Source organism: Bradyrhizobium sp. 63_E2_N1_3 (assembly GCF_052076005.1).
GTDB lineage: Bacteria > Pseudomonadota > Alphaproteobacteria > Rhizobiales > Xanthobacteraceae > Bradyrhizobium > Bradyrhizobium barranii.
Genome location: NZ_CP197235.1, coordinates 2385173 through 2407410 on the forward strand (window position 1 = coordinate 2385173; position 22238 = coordinate 2407410).

13 protein-coding genes are annotated in these 22238 nt (G+C 60.3%); 8 read left to right on the forward strand and 5 right to left on the reverse strand.

All coding sequences use genetic code 11. From position 1 onward, the window contains the following. Positions 1-423: 423 nt before the first annotated feature. Entirely contained in the window at positions 424-1647 is a 1224-nt protein-coding gene (locus tag AB7531_RS11075; RefSeq protein ID WP_063981752.1) for an efflux RND transporter periplasmic adaptor subunit, read from the forward strand. Further along, entirely contained in the window at positions 1644-4823 is a 3180-nt protein-coding gene (locus tag AB7531_RS11080; RefSeq protein WP_063981753.1) for an efflux RND transporter permease subunit, read from the forward strand. The genes AB7531_RS11075 and AB7531_RS11080 overlap by 4 nt, the downstream gene beginning before the upstream one ends. A 104-nt stretch (positions 4824-4927) precedes the next feature. Here AB7531_RS11080 and AB7531_RS11085 read toward each other — a convergent pair whose 3' ends face one another. Then, on the reverse strand, positions 4928-5113 hold the full coding sequence (locus tag AB7531_RS11085; RefSeq protein WP_063981754.1) for a hypothetical protein: 186 nt from the start codon (positions 5111-5113) through the stop codon (positions 4928-4930). Between the two features lie 536 nt (positions 5114-5649). Here AB7531_RS11085 and AB7531_RS11090 point away from each other — a divergent pair. Beyond that, a complete protein-coding gene (locus AB7531_RS11090; RefSeq protein WP_441279951.1) occupies positions 5650-11535 on the forward strand; it encodes an AAA family ATPase in 5886 nt (1961 codons plus the stop codon). Here the strand turns inward: AB7531_RS11090 and AB7531_RS11095 are convergent. After that, positions 11530-11922: a response regulator transcription factor gene (locus AB7531_RS11095; protein WP_063981756.1), complete on the reverse strand. Its 393-nt coding sequence runs from the start codon at positions 11920-11922 to the stop codon at positions 11530-11532. The genes AB7531_RS11090 and AB7531_RS11095 overlap by 6 nt on opposite strands. Before the next feature lie 222 nt (positions 11923-12144). Between AB7531_RS11095 and AB7531_RS11100 the strand changes: the two genes are divergently transcribed. The 5 genes from AB7531_RS11100 to AB7531_RS11120 all read left to right on the forward strand — a co-directional run bounded on the left by AB7531_RS11100 (position 12145) and on the right by AB7531_RS11120 (position 17905). Beyond that, complete coding sequence (locus AB7531_RS11100; RefSeq protein WP_063981757.1) at positions 12145-12780, forward strand: response regulator transcription factor; 636 nt, start codon at positions 12145-12147, stop codon at positions 12778-12780. Positions 12781-13143: 363 nt separating this feature from the next. Next, positions 13144-14034 carry a LysR family transcriptional regulator gene (locus AB7531_RS11105; RefSeq protein WP_063981758.1) on the forward strand — a complete coding sequence of 297 codons (891 nt, stop codon included), beginning with the start codon at positions 13144-13146 and terminating at the stop codon, positions 14032-14034. Positions 14035-14423: 389 nt separating this feature from the next. Next, the gene (locus tag AB7531_RS11110; protein WP_063981759.1) at positions 14424-14825 is read left to right on the forward strand and encodes an SPW repeat domain-containing protein; all 402 of its coding nucleotides are present in this window, start codon (positions 14424-14426) and stop codon (positions 14823-14825) included. 246 nt (positions 14826-15071) lie between these two features. Then, positions 15072-16667, forward strand: a complete 1596-nt coding sequence (locus tag AB7531_RS11115) for a GMC family oxidoreductase (protein WP_441256233.1) — start codon at positions 15072-15074, stop codon at positions 16665-16667. Between the two features lie 194 nt (positions 16668-16861). Further along, positions 16862-17905 carry an adenylate/guanylate cyclase domain-containing protein gene (locus AB7531_RS11120; protein WP_441279952.1) on the forward strand — a complete coding sequence of 348 codons (1044 nt, stop codon included), beginning with the start codon at positions 16862-16864 and terminating at the stop codon, positions 17903-17905. A gap of 50 nt (positions 17906-17955) precedes the next feature. Here AB7531_RS11120 and AB7531_RS11125 read toward each other — a convergent pair whose 3' ends face one another. From AB7531_RS11125 to AB7531_RS11135, 3 genes are all read right to left on the reverse strand, one after another. After that, positions 17956-18972 carry a helix-turn-helix transcriptional regulator gene (locus tag AB7531_RS11125; RefSeq protein ID WP_063981762.1) on the reverse strand — a complete coding sequence of 339 codons (1017 nt, stop codon included), beginning with the start codon at positions 18970-18972 and terminating at the stop codon, positions 17956-17958. A gap of 236 nt (positions 18973-19208) precedes the next feature. After that, a complete protein-coding gene (locus tag AB7531_RS11130) occupies positions 19209-21422 on the reverse strand; it encodes a xanthine dehydrogenase family protein molybdopterin-binding subunit (RefSeq protein ID WP_063981763.1) in 2214 nt (737 codons plus the stop codon). A 4-nt stretch (positions 21423-21426) separates the two neighbouring features. Continuing rightward, positions 21427-21882, reverse strand: coding sequence for a (2Fe-2S)-binding protein (locus AB7531_RS11135; RefSeq protein WP_063981764.1), 456 nt, complete (start codon positions 21880-21882; stop codon positions 21427-21429). Positions 21883-22238: the final 356 nt, after the last annotated feature.

Here is a 22238-nt window from a genome sequence, read left to right on the forward strand (position 1 = left end):
ACACCCGCGAACATGAAGGCCGCTGCGCGGGAGCTACTGCTTGATTCTCTGTTCGGTCCAGCTGTTTCGGGTATGTTTGATCTTACCGGCTCTGACCGAGCGCGACTGTGAATTTCCCGCAGAATAAGACGTCGCGGTTTCGAGTGCCACGCGGCCTGCGGCATTCCTCGCGACGGCATCGCGCTCGCGCGGCGAGCAGCAATAACGACCGTTTATCGAGTCCATGGCGAGAGGTGATTTCCGTCGCCGGCATTGCAAGGCCATTCTCCAAAGCATCGTCGAGCCTGAACCTGCGGCTCTGCGATCAAAGCGCGGATCACGATGAAAGCTCGAGAGCGCAGTGGGTCGATATGCGAAGCAACGACGTAATCTAGATCATCGCGCTGGGTTTTTGGAGAGACGGAAGTGAGTATGACTGATAGAATGGTGCAACCGGCTCCGGCACCTCAGCTCGATCGCGGTTCGTTTTATCGCTTTCCACGATGCTTCGTCGCACCGATCGGTCTGCTGTTCGCGCTGGCGCTCGCGGGCTGCGACAAGAAGGCACAATCGCAGGAGGCTGCGCCTGCACCGCCGCTGGTTACAGTCGCGCAACCAGTCAAGCGCACGGTCACTGACTGGGACGAGTTCACCGGCCGCTTTGAGGCGATACAGGAGGTTCAGGTCCGTGCCCGCGTCGGTGGTTTCGTCAACAGCGTCGAGTTCACAGACGGTGCGATCGTTCATGCCAGCGATCTGCTCTACATCATTGATCCGCGCCCGTTCGAGGCGGTCGCCTCACAAGCGCAGGGCCAACTCGACGACGCGCGGGCCAAGGCAGAGCTTGCCAAGCGTGAACTCGACCGTGGGCTGAACCTGGTCCAGACGAGCGCAGTTTCGGTGCAGGTCGTCGATCAGCGCCGTCAGGCCTTGCAGGCGGCTTATGCGGCCGAGACGCAGGCCGAGGGTGCGCTGAAGGCCGCGCAGCTCAATGTCGAATTCACCCACGTGCTGGCGCCGATCACCGGCCGCGTCAGTCGCCATCTGGTGACCCCCGGCAACCTCGTGCAGGGCGCCGATAGCGGCGCGACGTTGCTCACCTCGATCGTGTCGCTCGATCCGATTTACATCTATTTCGACGTCGACGAGGCGACCTATCAGCGCAACAGCAGGCTGTGGTTCGAAGGCAAGCGGCCAAGTTCGCGCGATACGTCAAATCCCGTGCAGGTGACGCTGACCGGCGAGACAAAGCCCTCGCATGTGGGGAAGATGGACTTCCTCGACAATCGACTGGACATCTCGACTGCGACGCTGCGCAGCCGCGCGATTGTCCCGAACAAGGATCTCTCGATCCTCCCGGGGCAGTTTGGCCGCGTCAGGATCATCGGCTCGTCGCCCTACGAGGCGCTGCTGATTCCGGACGCCGCTATAGCCACCGACCAGTCGCGCAAGATCGTGTTCGTGGTCAAGGCGGACAACACGGTAGATGTAAGGCCGGTGATACTCGGGCCGCTCGATGGGGGGCTGCGCGTGATTCGCGAGGGCCTCATGCCGGGGGATCAGGTCATCGTCGACGGGCTGCAGCGTGCCCGCGTCGGCGCCAAGGTGACACCGAAAATGGCGCAGGCGCCGGCAGACGACAAGACCCCGGCAGGTGCGAAGCCATGAATCTTGGAAAGCTTTCCATCAACCAGCCCATCTTGGCGATGGTACTGTCGATCGTGCTTGTGATCGTCGGCACGATCGCCTACCAGACGCTGCCGGTCTCGGAATATCCGCAGGCGGTGCCGCCGACCGTCACCGTCACCACGCAATATCCCGGCGCCTCAGCGCAGACCGTATCCGACACGGTGGCAGCCCCGATCGAGCAGGAGATCAACGGCGTCGAGGACATGCTGTATCTCTACAGCCAGGCGACCTCGAACGGCCAGCTCACCATCACCGTCACCTTCAAGCTCGGTACCGACCTCGACAAGGCGCAGGTACTTGTGCAGAACCGCGTCGCGATTGCGCAGCCGCGGCTGCCGGACGAGGTGCAGCGCAACGGCGTCGTAACCCGCAAGAACTCGCCCGACATCCTGATGGCCGTATTCGTGCTGTCGCCCGACGACTCGTTCGATCAACTCTACATCTCCAACTACACGCTGCTGCAGGTGCGCGATCAGCTTTTGCGGCTCGACGGCGTCGGTGACATCCAGATGTTCGGCGCGCGCGACTACTCGATGCGAGTGTGGCTCGATCCCGACCGGATCGCTGATGTCGGCCTGACATCGGGCGAGGTGCTGGCGGCGATCCGCGCCCAGAACCTGCAGATCACCGGCGGACAGATCGCTGAGCCGCCGATCGCCGATCGCGCGCTCCAACCGAACCTCGTCTTCACTGGCCGCCTCAAAGATATCGGGCAGTTTGAGGACATCGTGGTGAAGGCCGGTTCCGACGGCCGCACCGTACGTCTGCGCGACGTCGCGCGCGTCGAGCTCGGTGCGCTCTCCTACGCCACCAGCAGCCGCATACTGCGCAAGTCGGCCGTCGCAATGGTGGTGACGCAACGGCCCGGATCGAACGCGCTCGCCACGGCGAAGGCAATCTCCACCACCATGGCGAAGCTGAAGGAGAGTTTTCCGAAGGGGCTCGACTACAATATCGGCTACAACCCCACCGAATTCATCGCCCAATCGGTCCATGAGCTGATTAAGACGGTCTACGAGGCGATGGCGCTCGTCGTCATTGTGGTGCTGGTGTTCTTGCAGGGATGGCGGCCTGCGATCATCCCGATCATCGCGATCCCGGTGTCGCTGGTCGGCACCTTCGCGGTGATGGCCGCGCTTGGATTCTCGATCAATAATTTGACGCTCTTCGGTCTGGTTCTCGCGGTCGGCATCGTGGTCGACGACGCCATCGTGGTTGTCGAGAATGTCGAGAGACATCTCCAGCACGGTATGAGCCGGCGCGAGGCGGCGCTCAAGACCATGGAGGAAGTCGGCGGCGCGCTGGTCTCGATCGCACTCGTGCTCTGCGCGGTGTTCGTGCCAACAGCTTTCCTGGGCGGCATCTCCGGGCAGTTCTTCCAGCAATTCGCCGTCACCATCGCAGTCGCGACCGCGATCTCCTGCTTCTGCTCGCTGACACTGTCGCCGGCACTGGCCTCCCAGATTCTTACGCCACACGAGGAGAAACGTCCGCCGGCGCGCTGGAACGTCATTGCGCGCGGCTGGGACGGCTTCACCGCGCTGTTCAACCGCATCTTCGATCGACTAGCGCGCGGCTACGCGGCCACTGCCGACTTCGTGATCCGGCATACGGTGGTGATGCTTGTGATCTATCTCGGGCTGATCGGCAGCGCCGGCTGGCTACTCGCCACCACCTCGCAGGGCTTCATTCCCGCGCAGGATCGGGGTTACCTCATCATCTCGGCGCAATTGCCAGGCGCCGCATCGCTGGCGCGGACCGCTGCGGTGGTGCGCGAAATCGAGCGGATCGCGCTGGATACGCCAGGTATCGTCCGTGTCGGGGCGTTCAGCGGGTTCTCCGGCGCGACGCGCACGCAGGCCGGCAATGCCGCAGCGCTGTTCCCGGTGTTCGACGAGCCGGAGGCGCGGCAGAAGAAGGGATTGACGGCCAACGCGATCACGGCCGATCTACGCAAGCGGCTGTCGGCGATCCAGGGCGCTTTCATCATCGTCATTCCACCGCCCGCGGTGCCAGGCATCGGCACCGGTGGCGGCTTCGCCATCCGCATCCAGGATCGACAAGGGCGCGGTCCCGAGCTGCTCGCAGCGGCGACGGACGAGCTCGTCGCCGCCGCGCGTAAGTCGCCAAATCTGACCTCGGTGTTCTCGCCTTTCACGGCGAATACGCCGCAGCTGTTTGTCGATATCGATCGTGTCAAGGCGCAGAAGCTCGCGGTCCCCATCGCCAACATCACCGACACGATCGAGACCTACTTCGGTTCGACCTATGTCAACGACTTTAATTTGTTCGGGCGTACCTATCACGTCACCGCGCAGGCCGATCTCCCATTCCGCAAGGAGACTTCCGATCTCGCGCGGCTGCGTACCCGGAACGCGGCCGGCGACATGGTGATGCTCGGCAGCGTCGTTGACTTCAAGGACATCTCGGGACCCGATCGTGTGGCGCGATACAATCTCTACTCGGCATCCGAGATGCAAGGTGAGCCGGCCACGGGCGTAAGCTCGGCCACAGCGCTCAGCACCATCAAGCGATTGGCCGACGAAACGTTGCCGAGCGGCTTTTCTCTCGAATGGACCGACCTGTCCTATCAACAGGTGATGGGTGGCAATGCCGGCCTCTATGTGTTCCCGATCTGTGTGCTGTTCGTCTATTTGGTGCTGGCAGCGCAATATGGCAGCTGGACGTTGCCATTCGCGGTGATCCTGATCGTGCCGATGTGCCTGTTCGCGGCCACCATCGGGGTGCGCATCATGGGTCAGGACGTCAACATCCTAACCCAGATCGGCTTCGTGGTGCTGGTCGGACTTGCGGCCAAAAACGCGATCCTGATCGTCGAGTTCGCGCGCGATATCGAGCTTGAGGGCAGGTCGCGGCTGGAGGCTGTCATTGAGGCCTGCCGGCTCCGCCTGCGGCCGATTCTGATGACCTCGTTTGCTTTCATCCTCGGCGTGCTGCCCCTGGTGGTTTCTACCGGTTCGGGCTCGGAGATGCGCCAGGCGGTCGGCGTCGCCGTGTTCTTCGGCATGCTCGGCGTCACGCTGTTCGGCCTGATCTTCACGCCGATTTTCTATGTCGTGGTGCGCAACCTCGCGGAAGGCACGAACGAGGGCAGGCCAATTCAGCCGAACGCGGCCGCGGCCGCGGCGGAATGAGCTGCGTTGGCCGCGGTGCGCTATGACGTTGGCAGCCCCAGCTTAGCAGCCGCTGGGCCGCTGCCGCGACGCCTATTCGACGGCTCACGCATTTCACGTGTAGTCTAGCGGCGGATCGAGCAATCCCTTGCACCGTCGAGCGAAGCCTTCTTGGCTCGCCGCTCGTGGTCGTCGGCAAGAGCCTTCAGCTGAGCCGCAATCACGTGGTCCGTCATGGCTTTGGCAGAGCGAAGCAAGGTCTTCGCTGTCCTCAAATATTCTTTGCCTCGCTGTGAGATATGAAGCGTCATGACGCCCTCGCGTGGTTTTCGGGCGACTGGTCGAAGCGTGTTGGAACCAGCCCATCCAATTGTGCTCACCCTGGCGGCGTGCCCTGAAGCGATCGACGCATCTCGGACCTCCTTGCCTGCGATCGTTCAACAGAACGCCGACTTCGGCCGGTATCGAGGATGGGGGCGATTGGTTGCAGATTGTGTTCAAGCCAGTTGAAAGGAAAGTCACCTCTCGCCATGGAGTTGATAGCCGATCGTTATCGGAACGGCTGGGGCGCGCCTGGGATTCTGCGGCGAGAGAGCGGCGCTCGTTCCACGGGGATTTCGATCGAGCGGAACTCTCGATCCATTGCTTTACCGGCGAATTTCGCGGCAATAAGGCCGGCTTCTGCGAGGGGGATCCCTATAGCCGTATCCGGTCGGACCGGGGATCGGCTGGCATTTCTCGGGCGACGGAGTACGATTTCTCCCGGCGGGGGAGAAACCGCGCGTGTGGCGCGCGAAGCGCTTGATTGGCCGACTTCGGGCCGAAGCCCGACGCCGGAGTCTGACAGATGGTGCGGCAGTCGCTGAACGTCGCATACTCGGATGGTAGTTCCCAGGTGTTGTGGGAGGATGGCGAGCGCGTGTTTAGCCGCGGCTGGCGAGTGGACGACAATGGCAACCGGCTCGCCGTCCTGCTCGTTGCTCCTGCCGCCGATCACCCGTCCCGGTCAAGACTCGATCGTCTCACGCACGAATACGAGCTGAAGGATGAACTCGACGGGGCATGGGCGGTGCGGCCGCTGGCCCTCATGCGCGACGCCGGTCGGACCGTGCTAGTGCTCGATGATCCAGGCGGCCAGCCGCTCGAACATTTGCTCGGTGAGCCCATGGAGGTAGCGCGCTTCCTGTGCCTGGCTATCGCCGTTACCTCAGCCTTGGGCAAGCTTCATCAGCGCGGGCTCATCCACAAAGACATCAAGCCAGCTAATATCGTGGTGGACTGCGCGGATGGACACGTGCGTCTCATCGGGTTTGGCATCGCATCGCGCCTGTCCCGCGAGCGGCAGGCGCCCGAGCCGCCCGAGACCATCGCCGGTACGCTCGCTTACATGGCACCCGAACAAACCGGGCGGATGAACCGCTCGATCGACGCCCGCAGCGACCTCTACGCCCTCGGCGTCACGCTGTACCAGATGCTCACGGGCGTGCTGCCCTTCACGGCGGCCGATCCGATGGAATGGGTGCACTGCCATATCGCAAGACGACCGGCGCCGCCCAGCGAGCGGTTAAAGAGCCTCCCAGGCTCCGTCTCTGCGATCATTATGAAGCTGCTCGCCAAGACTGCCGAGGAGCGTTACCAGACGGCTGCAGGCGCCGAGAGCGATTTACGGCGCTGCCTCGCCGAATGGGAAACCCGAGGCGATATCGACGAATTTCCGCCCGGGGAACATGACACTCCGGATCGGCTGCTGATCCCCGAGAAATTGTATGGTCGGACAGCCGAGATCGATACCCTGCTTGCCTCCTTCGACCGTATCGTTGCCGGCGGCAGGCCGGAGTTGGTCCTCGTTTCCGGATACTCCGGCATCGGCAAATCCGCGGTCGTTAACGAGCTTCATAAGCGGCTTGTTCCGCCCCGCGGTCTTTTTGCGTCGGGCAAGCTTGATCAGTACAAACGCGACATCCCCTACGTCACCCTTGCGCAGGCCTTTCAGAGCCTGATCCGCCCTCTCTTGAGCAAGACCGAAGCGGAGTTGCGGAAATGGCGGGAGGCGCTGCTCGAGGCGCTTGAGCCGAACGCTCGGCTCATTGTCGATCTCGTTCCGGAATTGAAACACATCATCGGCGAACAGCCACCGGTTCCCGAACTGCCGCCACAGGACGTGCAGGGTCGCTTTCAGCTGGTGTTCCGGCGATTCATCAGTGTATTCGGGCGACCGGAACATCCGCTCGCCCTGTTCCTTGATGATCTCCAATGGCTCGATGCAGCAACGCTCGATTTGCTTCAGGATCTGTTGACCCGGCCGGATGTACAGAACCTGTTGTTGATTGGCGCTTACCGCAACAACGAAGTCGATCCCGTCCATCCGCTGACACGCAAGCTTGAAGCGATCCGCCAAGCCGGAGCGATACTACACGACATCGTATTGGCGCCCTTATCCTGTGAAGATCTGGGACAATTAATCGCGGATTCCGTTCACAGCGAACCGGGGAAAATCGCGCCGCTAGCACAGCTGATTCACGAAAAGACAACCGGCAATCCGCTTTTCGCTATTCAGTTCATTTCTGCGCTCGCCGACGAAGCATTGCTCACTTTCGATTATGACGAGGCGCGATGGTGCTGGGACCTGAATCGCATTCACGCCAAAGGTTACACCGACAATGTGGTGGACCTTATGGTGGGGAAGCTGAACCGTCTGTCCGCGGAAACCCGGAACGCACTGCAAAAGCTCGCCTGCCTGGGCAACGATGCAGGGTCCGCCATGTTGCGGCTCGCTTACCAGGACTCCGGGGAGGAGATGCACGGGCAGCTTTGGGAAGCGGTGCGAGCAGGGCTGATCTTTCGTTCAGAGGATTCCTACAAGTTTCTCCACGACCGTGTCCAGGAAGCGGCCTACTCCTTGATTCCGGAGGAATCGCGTGCCGAAGCCCATCTCCGAATAGGGATGCTGCTCGCAGCGCAGACCCCCCCAGAGAGGTTGGAGGAGACGATCTTCGAAATCGTCAATCAGCTCAACCGCGGCTCGCATCTCATCACGTCAACTGAGGAGCTTGAGCGGGTCGCTGAGTTGAATTTCATTGCAGGTAAACGCGCAAAGACCTCGACGGCATATGCCTCGGCGCTGAACTACCTAGTCTCCGGCGTAGCACTGCTGCCAGGGGACTCCTGGGAGCGCCAGCACGACCTGATCTTTGAGCTGGAGTTGCACCGGGCCGAATGTGAATTCCTCACTGGTGCACTGGCGGAAGCCGAGCAGCGCCTGGCGATGCTGTCGGCCCGTGCCGCAACGACGATCGAACGAGCCCGCGTGACGTGCCTGCAGGTGGATCTTTACACGACCCTGGATCAGGGCAGTCGCGCGATCGCAGTCGGTCTCGACTATCTCCGCCACCTGGGTGTTGACTGGTCGGCGCACCCGTCGGAAGACGAGGCAAGGTGCGAGTATGACCGGATCTGGTCCCAACTCGGCTCCCGCGCGATAGAAACCCTGATTGATCTGCCTTTGATGAGCGATCCCGTATCGCTCGCGACCCTTGATGTGCTGACGAAGCTCGGGCCGCCGGCCCACTATACAGATGCGAAACTACGTTCGATGGTCATTTGTCGAGCAGTCAATCTCAGCCTCGAGGGCGGCAATTGTGACGGGTCGTGCTACGCCTATGCAGTGCTTGCCAGGCTTGCTGGACCGGAATTCGGCGACTACCAGGCGGGACTTCGATTCGGCCGTCTCGGCTATGAACTGGTCGAACAGCGCGGGCTAAAGCGCTTCCAAGCCAGGACCTATTTGAACTTTGGATACTTACTTATGTTCTGGACGAGACATGTCCGGGAAGGTCGTGATCTGCTGCGACGTGCGTTTGAGACAGCAAACCAGATAGGTGACCTCACTTTTGCGGCGTACTACTACACCCACCTGAACACGTATCTTCTCGCGGCGGGCGATCCGCTCGATATCGTGCAGGTCGAGGTCGAGCATGGTCTTGCGTTCGCGCGGAACATGCGGTTCGGCTTTGCGATTGACTCCATTGCCGGCCAGCTAGGGCTGATCCGGACACTCCGCGGCTTGACGCCGATTTTCGGTTGCTTTGACGATGGGCAGTTCAACGAACTCCTACTGGAGTCTCGTTTCCGCAAGAACCCGGATCTGGCGTTGGCCGAGGGCTCGTATTGGACCCGCAAGCTGCAGGCACGTTTCTTTGCCGGCGACTATGTGGGTGCCCTCGAGGCCTCATTGAGGGCGCAACAGCTGCAGCCGACATCGGCGTCTTTTTTCGAATGTGCGGAATATCACTTCTACAGTGCGCTCTCCAGAGCGACATCCTGCGAGTCCGCGGCGGCCGGCCAACGGCAGGAGCATGTCGAGGCACTGGCTGCGCACCACCGACAGCTCGAGGTCTGGGCGATGGCTTGCCCGGACAACTTCGAGAACCGCGCCGCACTCGTCGGGGCGGAGATCGCCCGGATCGAAGGCCGCGCGCTCGATGCCGAACATCTTTACGAGCACGCTATCCGCTCGGCACACACGCATGGCTTGGTCCACAACGAGGCGCTCGCCAACGAAGTCGCCGCACGCTTTTATGCCGCACGCGGGTTCGAGAAGATCGCACATGCCTATCTGCAGGACGCGCGGTACGGATACATCCGCTGGGGAGCCGACGGCAAGGTGCGCCAACTCGACGAGTTGTATCCGCACCTCAGGAAGGAAAAGCCAGTTGCAGGCCCCACAAGCACGATCGGGGCACCCGTCGAACAACTGGATCTATCTACGGTTATCAAAGTCTCGCAAACCGTGTCGGGCGAGATCGTCCTGGAAAAGCTGATCGATACGCTGATGCGCACGGCGATTGAGTACGCGGGTGCCGGGCGAGGTCTGTTGATCCTTGCGGTCGGCGATGGGTACCGGATTGAGGCGGAAGTCACGATCAGCAATGATATGGTGACCGTCGGTCAGCGACAAGCAGGTGTAACCGCTGCAAATCTACCGGAGTCCATTCTACACTACGTGATCCGGACAAAAGAGAGCGTTCTTATCCACGATGCCGCCGCCGCGAACCCGTTTTCCGCCGATGAGTACATCCATAAGCATCACGCCCATTCAATTCTCTGCCTGCCGTTGCTCAAACAAGGCAGACTGGCCGGCGTACTCTACCTAGAAAACAACTTGGCGGCCCACGTTTTCACACCCGACCGCGTCACAGTCTTGAAGGTGCTTGCGTCGCAGGCGGCCATCTCGCTCGAAAATTCGCGGCTTTATGACGACCTCGCGGATCGGGAAGGGAAGATCAGGCGTTTGGTCGACGCCAACATCATTGGGATCCTCATTGCCGATCGCGAAGGACGGATCCTCGAAGCGAATGACGCGTTTCTACGCATCGTAGGATATGACCGTGCGGACTTGGTTTCGGGCCGCGTGCGCTGGACCGAGCTGTCCCCGCCCGAATGGCGCGAGCGGGACATACTGACTCAGGCAGAACTGAACTCAGCCGGAATAGTTCGACCCTTCGAGAAGGAGTATGTTCGGAAGGACGGCAGCCGCGTTCCCGTGCTTATTGGCGCTGCTCTGTTCAAGGAAGGAGGCGACGAGGGCCTTGCATTCGTGCTCGATTTGACGGAGCGAAAGCGCGTCGAGGAAGCGCTTAGCCAGGCACAAAGACTCAGCCGCACCGGCTATTGGATCTACAACGCCACAACGATGCGTTACCTCTATTGGTCGGACGAGAGTTACAGGATCTGGGGGTTTGATCCGTCGCAGGGCCTTCCTAGTCGGCAAGGTATTTGGGAACGTATTCACCCAGAGGACCGCGACAGAGTGTGGGGCGCGGTTCAGGAGGCCGTGCAACAAAAGAGAGACTTCGTGGCCGAGTTCAGACTTCTCCTACCCGATGGAACAATCAAATGGGTCGAAGGAACCAGCTATCATGTGTTTTCGCCCAGGGGCGCGCTGGCTGAGGTTATCACCACAACCGTCGATGTGACGGAGCGAAGGCGGGCGCAGGACGAACGTGAAAAGCTGCGTCAGTTCGAACTGGATTTCGCCCACATGAACCGCGTGAACATGATGGGAGAATTGGCGGCCTCGCTGTCTCACGAAATTCTGCATCCGATCGCTACCGCTCGTAACAACGCCCGCGCAGGGATGCGCTTTCTGGAGATGAAACCGCCAAATCTGGATGAGACCAGGGAAGCGCTTGCTTGCGTCGTGAGGGACACTGACCGCGCCAAGGATATCGTCGGACGGATGCGTGATCACATCAAGAAAGCGCCTCTGCGAAAGGAGCGTTTTGATCTCAATTCGGCTATCAACGAAGTGATTGTACTGGCGCAAAGCGCAATTCACAGGAACAGCGTTTCGGTCCAAACCCGGCTCGCGGATGGACTGCTTCTGGTTATGGGGGATTGCGTTCAGCTGCAACAGGTATTGCTGAACTTGATCCTGAACGCGGCCGAAGCGATGGGCTTGGTTGAGGAAGGGGCGAGAGAGCTATTGATCAGCACCAGGGAGGATCAGACCGGCGCCCTCGTAGCCGTACGGGATTCGGGGCGGGGCATTGATCCGGGGCATTTCGATCGAGTCTTCGACGCCTTTTACACCACGAAGTCCGGTGGAACAGGGATGGGGTTGTCGATATGCCGTTCCATCATCCAAGCACATGGAGGCAAGTTGTGGGCGGAAGCGAACGAACCTCGCGGCGCTGTATTTCAGTTTACGCTGCCGGCGGACAACGACTCATGAATTATCTTCAATCGGCGTACCCGACCGCAGAGCCGAGCGCACGCATCGCTCGAGAATGTCATCGTCCACTGGCTTGCTGAGATAGCAAATAACCCCGTCCTTCAGAGCCTGATCCCTGACAACCTCATCGGGGTAGGCGGTAACGAGGATCGTTGGGATTGCATACCCTGTATCGACCAAACGCCTGTGCAGCTCGACTCCGGTCATTCCGGGCATGTTAACGTCAGTGACCAAGCAGGCGGTTTCAGGCAGAGCCCGCGATGCCAGGAAATCGGCCGCCGACGAAAACGCTTCGACAGTATAGCCCAGCAGCATTATTAGCTTTCGCATTGACTCACGATGGGGCTGATCGTCGTCGACGACGGATATCAGTGTACGATGCAACATAGCGGCTTCCAGGCACTTCCGCCGGCCGGCGAGGCAGCGCCTCGCGCTGCATGCAACGTAGTGTCTCGGACATCCCTCAATAACGCAATGTCGGCGTTCCTAAGCGATGGTTTAGGCGTCCGGCTATCCGCTCAGGCAAAATATTCTGTTCATCTCGATAGATTGTGCGTAGGGTGTGCCGGACTAGGCAAGAATGCGCTTCCCCAACGCAGGATACCGGGAATGGGTGAGGCAAATCCCAGTGTCTTGGTTATCGATGATGATCCCGAATTTCGCGATTCGGTCGCGCGACTGTTGCGGACAGTCGGCTTGGATGCCCGACAATTTTCGTCTGTTCCCGATTTTCTCGAGGCCGATCCGCCGGATGGTCCTACTTGCCTGGTGCTCGACGTAAGAATGCCGGGGCGAAGCGGTCTCGATCTTCAGAGCGAACTTGTCGCCGCAAACAGGCAAGTGCCTATCATCTTTATCACAGCCTACGCCGACGTGCCGATGACTGTGCAAGCAATGAAGAGCGGTGCGATAGAGTTCCTTACAAAGCCATTCCGAGATCAGGATCTGCTTGACGCCATCGATGCCGGACTCACTCGCGATCGTGCCCGACGTGAGAGTGACAGGGTGGTGGCTGCAATAAGGCGGCGCCTCGACACGCTCAGCCCCCGCGAGACTGAGGTCATGCTCCATGTCGTGGCTGGTCGCCTGAACAAGCAGATTGCCAACGATATCGGCATCGCCGAGTCCACGGTGAAAGTGCATCGCACTAACCTGATGCGGAAGATGAAAGCGCGTTCGGTCCCGGAACTCACCCGGATGGCGGACTGCCTCAATATAAAACTACTGCAGCTGCAGAACTTCTGAGCCTGAAAGGCGTGCCATCAGCACTTCCGTGCGAGGGTGCCGTCTACTCGCAAATCGCGTCCACCTCATTTCGCCGCGCCGCTGATCCTCTCCTTTAGGGGCCGATCCGGCCAACGGATTCGGGGCGCGAGGTTTACGTTCTCACTTCTAAGCGATCGCTTAGCACAAGCAGCGACAAGCGAACCTCATCACACCTCCGCGTAGTCGACCGAGGCGCCCCTATCCGTCAAAATGCGGCCGTTGACGGTCACCGAGTTCGCCTTCCCCCTCTTGGTGAACGACCACGAGCGCCCGAATCCGGGCAGGGCGACGCAAGGCCTGTCGGTAGAGACAGCCGCACCTTGACGGAGAACATAGCAGCCCATGGAGCTTCATCAGGTTCGCTACTTCCTCGCCGTCGCGTCCACGCTCAACTTCACCCGCGCGGCCGAGCAGTGCAACGTTACGCAGCCCGCTCTGACCAAGGCGGTGCAGAAACTCGAGCAGGAGCTCGGCGGCCAATTGATCTACCGCGAACGCCAGTTGACGCAGCTCACCGACCTTGGAAAAGAGGTCCTTCCGATGCTGGAGCGCACACTGGCCTCGGCAGAGGCGGTGCGTCGCCGAGCCCAGGAGTTCCAACGCAAGGAAGTCGCGCCACTGAAGATCGGCCTCGCCCCATCCATCTCGGCCTCGCTCGTCCTCGATCCGATCGCCGAGATCGCAAAGTTCGTTCCCGGACTTCACGTAGAGTTGCGTGAGGATGTGACGGAGAAGCTCGTCGACCTCTTGCTCGAGGGGGAGATCAATGCCGCAATGGTCGGCGACGTGCAGGACGTGCCCGCCCGCATCGACGACTGGTCGCTGTTCGAGGAGCGCTACGTCGCGGTTCTCGCGCCGACACACCGGCTCGCAAACCGTCCCTCGATCGGCATCGACGACCTCCGTGAGACCATCTTGCTGGAACGCGCCGGATGCGACATCACTCCGAAGATCCAACGGTCGTATTTCCCCGAGGAACCGCTCCACCTCGGCCACTGCAGCGGTCATGACTTGCACTTGCAGCACATGGCCGCCGCTGGCTTCGGCGTGATACTCGCGCCCGAGCACATGCCGCACCTTCCGACGCTCAAGACCATCCCGCTCGAAGGCGACCTGGTTTCGCGGGAGGTGCGGCTACTGGCAGTGCAGGGGCGCTGCTACTCGCCGGCGCTGGATGCGTTCGTCAAGTTCGCTCGCCTTCGCGATTGGTCGGTCGTCACTCGGACGGCGTGAAATCGTCGAATGCGTCCAGCGCCCGGAAGAACATGCGGCGCATGCGTTCACTGCGGTTGGTTCAAAAGCCATCCAAATGCGCTACGCGAACAATGCTGCCTTCCCAAGCTGTCCCTGACCTCGACAGCCGGACACTGAGCCACCACCGTCGGACTCGCGGTCGACGCGCCACGGTTACCCGCTTCCGTGGCGCCCGACGACTGGAATGGAAACGATAACGACCGGGCATTTCCAATGGTTGACGTGCCGGCCTACGCCTATTGCTTGTCTAACCGGATTGGCCCGTGCCGGAGTGCTTGCTGGCACAGGATTGCGTAATCTCTCTCTTGGGTGGATGCACTTTCCGCGTCGCAAGGACCCGCTCAAATAATCGACCAGAGGAGTCTCCGATGTCGTTTCGCTTCATCACCAAGTCTATCCACGCCTACCTGATTGACTATCCTGTCGCGTTCGTCTTGATCGCCGCACCGTTCGTGCTGGGGCTCGGTCAAAGCGGACCGGTTGCAGTCGAGCTTTCGGTCGTCGCCGGTGTGGCCGCGCTGCTCTTGGCCTCCCTGACCGACCATCCCACCGGGATCGTCCACATCATTCCCTACTGGCTGCACCTTTGGGTCGATCGGGCCGTCGGGGTGGTCTTTGTCATCGCACCGTTTGCCTTCAAATTCACAGGGCTCGACGCCTGGTACTACTGGGTCCTCGCTGCGGCTGTCCTGTTCACGACGTCAGTCCTGAACGCGCCTGAGAAGCCAGTTGCGATTCGTCCGGAATTGGGCAGGCGCGCAGCCGGCTGAAAGCTGCGATGGCGTCGTCGAGACGTCGCCAATGTTCGTCTGCAGCCGTCCATAGGACCTCGGGGGAGCGACAATAACGATCGCCTATCGACTCTATGGCGATAGGTGATTTCCCCCGCCGGCGTTGCAGGATCACTCTCCAAAGGCATGGTCCGATCAATCTCGGGATCAGGAGCTGCGATAGCGCCACATCAGCGATGGACGCTGATTGAACGATCCAAATTCTGTGAAAGAAAAACGACACTGATGTCCCACGAAGCCTACGATATTGTCATTGTTGGTGCAGGCGCAGCCGGTTGCGTCGTTGCGAGTTATCTTGCCGAACACACCGATGCGTCGATCGCGTTAATCGAGGCGGGCGACATGGATCGCGATCCGTTCATCCACATCCCAGCGGGCTTCGCCAAACTTCTGGCCCACGACCGGCATGTCTGGAAATACGAGACGGTTCCCCAGCACGGGACGAAGCGAGCATATCGTTCAGGCAAGGTACTCGGCGGCGGCTCCTCGATCAATGCGATGTGCTACGTGCGTGGTCAGATTCGCGATTTCACCGCGTGGCAGGACGCGGTCGGCGACACCGGAAAATGGTCGTATGAAGACCTGCTTCCCGTCTTCATGGCGCAGGAGGACAACGACACCTTCCACGACGAGTATCACGGCATAGATGGTGGCCTGGCGGTCCAGTTGCCCAAGGGCATCAATAAGCTGAACCAATATTGCCTCAAGGCATTCCAGGAATATGGGATTCCCTATAATCCCGACTATAACGGCAAGAGTCAGATCGGCGTCTCGCCGGTGCAGTCGACGGTCGGAGACCAGCGCCGATGCAGCGCGGTCGACGCTTATCTGCGTCCGCACCTCACTTCGGGCCGCGTGGTCCTGCTCACCGGCAAGACCGTCGTTCGCGTCCTCGTCGAAAACAAGCGGGCTGTGGGCGTTGAGTTCATGGACACGAGCTTGAAGAGGATCATGGCGAACGAAGTTGTGCTGTCGGCTGGCGCCGTCCACAGCCCGACGATCCTCATGCACTCTGGTATCGGTCCAGCCGAGCAGCTGCGCCAGCACGGTATCGCGGTGATCGTCAACTCTCCGGAGGTGGGCGAAAATCTCCAGGATCACCCGATGGTACCGGTCCGTGTCTATGTAAAGGGTGATCTCGGCTATCAGGCTGCCGCGCAGGGCCTCGGCAGCGTGAAGGCGGGCCTGCGCTATCTCGTCACGAAGGACGGCCCGGCGTCGGGTAATGGCATCGAGACGGTGACACACTGGAATCCATCTGATTTCGCCGGCGAGCCTACGATCCAATGCTATCACGCTCCGATCGTCTTGAACGAGCAACTCGGCCCGGCGGGCGACCGCTCGGGCATCACTTTCGAACTCGTGGTGCTTCAGCCTAAGAGCCGCGGCTGGGTGCGGTTGGCCGACAGTGACCCGACGTCAATGCCCCTCATCAACCCGAATTTCGTTGGCGAAGAGGAAGACCTGAGGGCCGCGGTGGAATCAGTACGCGCGATCCGCAAGGTCATCGCCCAGGAGTCGTTGGCGCCGGTGATCGAGGAAGAGATGGATCCCGGCCTGCACATCCAGTCGGATGCGGAGATCCGCGAATGGGTGAAGCGCGTCGTGACGACAATGTGGCACCCGGTCGGCACCTGCCGGATGGGCCAGGATGCACGAGCGGTGGTTGACGCGAGGCTCAGGGTCCGCGGCGTCGACGGCCTGCGGGTAATCGATGCCTCGATCATGCCGAACATAACCAGCGGCAATACCAACGCTCCGACCCAGGCGCTTGCGCGCCACGCTGCGACGATGCTGGTCGAGGATCTGAAACGCACCTGAGGTGTTCTGGCGCGAGCAGGCGAGGCCGGCCTCCGGCCCACGCCGGCCGGGAAGCCGCGCGGGAGCTGACACCGGCCATGAGCGTCCAATGCGTATAGAAAGGTTCAGGTACCTGGCTCCTGCAGCCGTACTCGCGATCGGCATCTTTCTGGTCGATACCTTGTCATCACTGCAGTTCGCGGTCGCCTCGCTGTATGTTGTTGGTAGCTGCCCAGGATCTCGATCGCGGAGGCGCTGTCGTCGTCGGCTTAGTCTGCGCACTGCTTACCATCCTCAGCTATATTCTTACGCACGGCTTCGTCCCCAACGGGATCGCAGCGTTGCGATCCAGTGTTAGCCTGATCGCGCTCTTGGTCACGACAATGCTTGTGCTCCATAGACTTTCCGCCAACCAGCGCGTCAAGAAAGCAGAGCGCGAACGTATGAACCTGGCGCGCTTCTTCCCGCCAAGCATCGCTGAACAGCTCATCAAGGCGCGGACCCCTCTTTCGTTTACGCGTTGTCAACGTGCAGCAGTCCTGTTTGTCGACATCGTCGGGTTCACTGACTTCTCATCCAACAGGCCTCCGGATGTAGTCGTCCAGACGCTGCGACACCACTTGCGTATGTTCAGTGACGTGGTGTTCTCCCATCAGGGTTCGATCGACAAGTTCATGGGTGATGGGTTGATGGCCTTTTTCGGCCCGCCGTTGACCAGCCTGCGCGACGCCACCAACGCTGCGGAGTGTGCGATCGAGCTCATCAAATCCGTCGATTCTTGGAACCGACGCATTGAGGCAAGAGACCAGTCGCTCCGTATTGCCGTCGGTATCCATTACGGCGAAGTCATCTATGGAGACGTTGGCAATGAAAAGAAATTGGAATTCACCCTGATCGGTGACACCGTGAATGTCGCTAGTCGGGTTGAAGCCCATTGCCGGGTATTGGAGGCTTCGGTGCTCGTCACCGGCGAATTCATGGATGCATTGTCTGCGGAAGGGAGCGCGGAACTCGCCACTGCGTTTCGCGACGAAGGCGCACACATGTTGCGTGGCCGAAGAGATCCGGTCCGTCTTTTCAGTATTCGCAGGCTGTCGTGCGAGCAGGCCAACTGCGCTTGGCGGTCGCCTCGCCAGCGAAACTCATTGAATCACGGTCGGAATCGGCAAAACCAGGCCGACCTGTCCGGCCGCAGAGCCTTTAGATGTCGTGGGGGGACCGGTGGACCTTGCTTATCGTACAGAAAGCGCGATGCTTAGGGTGTCCATCGTAGAGCGCATAACGCCTACGAGCGGATCGCCCCCCGTTCTCAAATATCCTTCCGTACTTCGCCCTCCTTGGCGATCCGCCGATGGTCGCTCGGATCTCGATTGTACGCCTTTCGAAAAGCCCGCACAAAACTCGAACGGCTCTCGTACCCCGCATTAAGAGCCACTGCGTCGATCGACATCGTCGTTGTCGTCAAATCGATCGCGGCCTGGCGCATTCTTAAGTGTCGTAAGACAGCCATCGGGGATTGTCCAAAAATGTCCGAGAAGCGCGCCATGAACGCCGAACGACTCAATCCGGCACTGTGTGCCAAGCTTTGAACTGAATGGGCGGCTCCTGGCCGCGCCACCATATCTGCAAACGCACGAGTGACCTGCCTGTCGGCAAGTATCGAGAACCGTTCAGTCCACCGTCGGGATGACTTGAGCGACCGTCGTACCAACGAGACAACGATCTGCCTGAGCAGAGAAGCTGTCATGGCTCCAACGCCGACCTCTTGCTGTAACAACTCGTTCATTGCTTCGCGAAGCTTGAGATCAATCCTGTCCGCCGGCTCGAATTGCTCGATGACCGGTTCGCGGAGTTCTCCGAACAGCCTCACAGACTGACCAAAGGATGCGTTAAAAAAGCCGCATATCTGGACGATTTCTGGTTGCTCTTTCGGCACTGCGACGCGGAGGATGCCTTCTTGACGAGTCCAGCAGTCTCTCGAAATGAGCTTCGGAGGGCTACTTCCACCGTCAACCTCGATCATGAGCGGAGTGTTTGGCGGCACGATGATGAGTAAATGAGGGCTCAACGGTATCGTCGGCCCGCCATCAATTGATAGACGTCCCATGCCACTCAAGTTGTAGTGGATCCCGGGTACGTCAATCGTCCCAAATTCGACTCGATGGCCTCGCGGCACCAAAATCTCGGTCATGGCGATGACATCTATGTCGAGCGCCTGCATTAAATTGTTGAGGTCTGTTGTAGACAATTTGACAGTGGCGCCCGCGGGCGGTGAAACGTTCTGCCCGACGAGAGCCTGTTTTGGAATCGATTTCGAATTATGCATGACTGTGGTGGCTCCTGCTAACGGCTACCAGCACCGATATTGCTCCGAAATCTGTTCTCCGAGGATCGGCGGGGGCGTCGCCATGCCGTTCGTACCACTGAACCTCGCCTCTCGCCATTAGGCGAAATTTGGATTTGCGGAGAACGCGAATGTTCCAATAGCCATTATGCTCCGGGACTTTAGTTCCCGACCGTCATCCCGTGCGCGCTACGACGCGCGCGGGATATCGGGAAGGATTAAGACGACGACTTCAACGAATTCGTATCGATCGGCAGGCTGCGCACACGCTTGCCTGTTGCGGCGAAGATCGCATTGGTCACGGCAGCACTGACAATGGCCGTCGGGGCTTCACCAACGCCACCCGGAGCCTCCGCGTTCTTGATCAAGTGTGTCTCCACCACCGGTACCTCGTCGATACGCATCGGCAGATAGCTGTCAAAATTGCTCTGCTCGACCCGACCATCCTTGAAGGTGATTGACCCATGGAGCGCGGCGGTGAGGCCGAAAAGCGTGCCACCCTGAACCTGCGCTTCGATTGTATCTGGATTAACGTACATTCCGCAGTCGAGCGCACAGACGATCCGCTTGACTTTGACGGAGCCATCGGCCGCTACTTCGACCTCGGCGACCTGCGACGTGTAACTTCCGTATGCGAATTGCACTGAAATTCCGCGGCCATGCCGCGCGGGAAGGGGGGATGCCCACCCCGCTTTTTCTGCCGCAAGCGATAAAACAGCGAGTGCTCGCGGATTGTGGCCAAGCAATCCCTTGCGGTAAGTGACGGGATCCTGCTTCGCGGCGTGAGCGAGCTCATCTATGAAGCTTTCGACCACAAAAACATTGTGTGTCGGTCCGACGCCGCGCCACCAAGACGTCCGGACACCAGGGGGCTCGACCCGGACAAAGTCGACGTGGATATTGGGCAGCGCATAGGGCGGCTCGGCCGCCGCTTCGACGGCATCGGGGTCCAATCCGTCCTTGACGTAAGGGGGATAATAGCGAGCCATGACTGAGGAGCCGGCGATCCGATGCGTCCATGCAACCGGCTTGCCGGCCGCGTCAAGTCCGGCCGACAGCCTATCGAGATAGTACGGCCGATACATATCGTGCTGGATATCTTCCTCGCGGCTCCAGATCACCTTCACCGGGCCATCGACGTGCTTGGCGATCTTGACGGCCAGCACCGTGCCATCGGCCTCCAGCCTTCGGCCGAAGCCACCGCCAATAAGATGATTGTAAATTTTGATTGCGTCCTTTGGCAGGCCGGTGAGTGCGGCCACCAGAGACTGCGTGATCGTAGGCGCCTGCGTCCCGACCCAGATATCGCAGCGATCCTTCCGCAGGTGGACTGTGCAGTTCATCGGCTCCATCGCCGCATGGGCTAGGAAAGGCACCTGATAGATCGCGTCAACTCGTTGCGCCGCGACAGCAAGGGCCTCCTCTGCATCACCATCGTTACGGGCAACCGCCCCTGGTTTCTTGGACTCCTCCTCCAACTGCTTGACGATATCGGCGTTGCTGACCTTGCCGTTGGGCCCATCGTCCCACGTGATGGCGGCGGCCTCGAGCCCCTTCTTCGCCGCACCCATGTGATCCGCCACCACGGCAACGGCTTCATCGATGTTGACCACCTGCCGGACGCCCTTCACCGCCAGCGCGGCTTTCTCGTCCACCTTTTTCGCTTTGCCACCGAGCACGGGCGAAATAGCAACCGCTGCAACCTTCATACCCGGCAGTCGCGTATCGATGCCGTAGAGCGCGCGCCCATCGACCTTTATCGATGAATCCACGCGCCTGGCACGCGTACCGATCAAGGTGAAATCCTTCGGATCCTTCAATTTGACGTTTGCCGCCGGCGGCACGGGCAATTTCGCCGCGGCCGTCGCAAGTTCGCCGTAGCTTAGATGCTTTGCGCCTGACGCATCGAAGACGATGCCGTCCTTGGCGCGGCAAGTCGCCGGATCGACATTCCAGCGCTTTGCGGCTGCCCCGATCAGCAGACTGCGACCTACTGCGCCTGCCTGACGCAGCGGTGTCCAGAACGCTCGGACAGAGGCGGAACCACCTGTATTTTGAATGCCTATGATCGAGTTGACGTAAAGCGCGTGATTTGGCGGCGCATGCTGAACCTGAATTTGGTCAAGCGTCACCTCCAGTTCTTCAGCGAGAAGCATCGAGAGCGACGTGTAGACCCCCTGTCCCATCTCGACCATCGGCATGACCAGCGTCACGGCGCCCGTTGGATTGATCCGTATAAATCCATTCGGCGCGAAAGTACCCGTGACCTCGTTTTCGACCACCTGCACCTGCGAAGTGGACGCCGCGAAGACGGAGCTCGTGCTGGCGCCGGTCAGCGAAAAGCCGAGCAGCAAACCTGTGCCCTGAAGGAAGGCGCGCCGTGACACGCCTGTTTCTTCGGCGACCTGCTCCCTCAAAATTGGTCCATTCATGATCTCAAATTCCAGCAGCCAGCCTGATCGCGGCGCGGATGCGCTGATAGGTGCCGCATCGGCAGACATTCCCCGACATGGCGGCGTTGATGTCGCCATCCGTCGGCTTCGGCATGTCTTTCAGGAGCGCCGCCGCCGACATGATCTGGCCGGATTGGCAGTAACCGCACTGCACCACCTCGAGCTCCAACCATGCCTTCTGTACGGCTGCGCCCTGCGGCGTCTGGCCGATCGCCTCGATCGTGGTGACCGCGCTGTCCCCAATGCTGTCGATCGTTGTCTGACAGGAGCGGACCGGCTGGCCGTCGACATGCACAGTGCAGGCGCCGCACAGCGCCTGGCCGCAGCCGAACTTGGTTCCGGTCATGCCGAGCACATCGCGCAGCACCCACAGCAATGGAACGTCACCGTCGACATCGACTTCATGGGGTGTACCGTTGATTTTCAACGTGAATGCCATGCGTGCCTCCTGAGCGCGTTGGGAGTGAGGAGTGAGTGGACGAGCACCCACGCATTGGTCGTCCTCGACAGGATCAAGTCGCCCGATGCGGCCTATTCCGGCAGATGCGACGGATTGAGGTTGCGCGGGGCGTTACTCGATGAATCTCCGATAGCGACGCCCATTGATCGCAGCGCGGGACGAAATCTTCCAATAGCCGGCATGTATGGTTTCCATAGCAGCGGGGAATACTGCTGCGATGGTGCTGTCCGCAAAAGGCATCGCACTGCGCGGCGAGCGGGCGCGGGCTCATTCAGGTTCGACAATTGCTTCCAAGAGCGAAACTGACGCGCGCATTTGGCGCATTGATCGGCGGC

Coding starts and splice junctions, on each gene's coding strand:
- AB7531_RS11120 (WP_441279952.1), top strand. CDS start 16,862: ATGTTGTTGGTAGCTGCCCAGGATCTCGATCGCGGAGGCGCTGTCGTC.
- AB7531_RS11130 (WP_063981763.1), bottom strand. CDS start 21,422: ATGAATGGACCAATTTTGAGGGAGCAGGTCGCCGAAGAAACAGGCGTG.
- AB7531_RS11100 (WP_063981757.1), top strand. CDS start 12,145: ATGGGTGAGGCAAATCCCAGTGTCTTGGTTATCGATGATGATCCCGAA.
- AB7531_RS11095 (WP_063981756.1), bottom strand. CDS start 11,922: ATGTTGCATCGTACACTGATATCCGTCGTCGACGACGATCAGCCCCAT.
- AB7531_RS11135 (WP_063981764.1), bottom strand. CDS start 21,882: ATGGCATTCACGTTGAAAATCAACGGTACACCCCATGAAGTCGATGTC.
- AB7531_RS11080 (WP_063981753.1), top strand. CDS start 1,644: ATGAATCTTGGAAAGCTTTCCATCAACCAGCCCATCTTGGCGATGGTA.
- AB7531_RS11085 (WP_063981754.1), bottom strand. CDS start 5,113: ATGACGCTTCATATCTCACAGCGAGGCAAAGAATATTTGAGGACAGCG.
- AB7531_RS11105 (WP_063981758.1), top strand. CDS start 13,144: ATGGAGCTTCATCAGGTTCGCTACTTCCTCGCCGTCGCGTCCACGCTC.
- AB7531_RS11115 (WP_441256233.1), top strand. CDS start 15,072: ATGTCCCACGAAGCCTACGATATTGTCATTGTTGGTGCAGGCGCAGCC.
- AB7531_RS11110 (WP_063981759.1), top strand. CDS start 14,424: ATGTCGTTTCGCTTCATCACCAAGTCTATCCACGCCTACCTGATTGAC.
- AB7531_RS11090 (WP_441279951.1), top strand. CDS start 5,650: ATGGTGCGGCAGTCGCTGAACGTCGCATACTCGGATGGTAGTTCCCAG.
- AB7531_RS11075 (WP_063981752.1), top strand. CDS start 424: ATGGTGCAACCGGCTCCGGCACCTCAGCTCGATCGCGGTTCGTTTTAT.
- AB7531_RS11125 (WP_063981762.1), bottom strand. CDS start 18,972: ATGCATAATTCGAAATCGATTCCAAAACAGGCTCTCGTCGGGCAGAAC.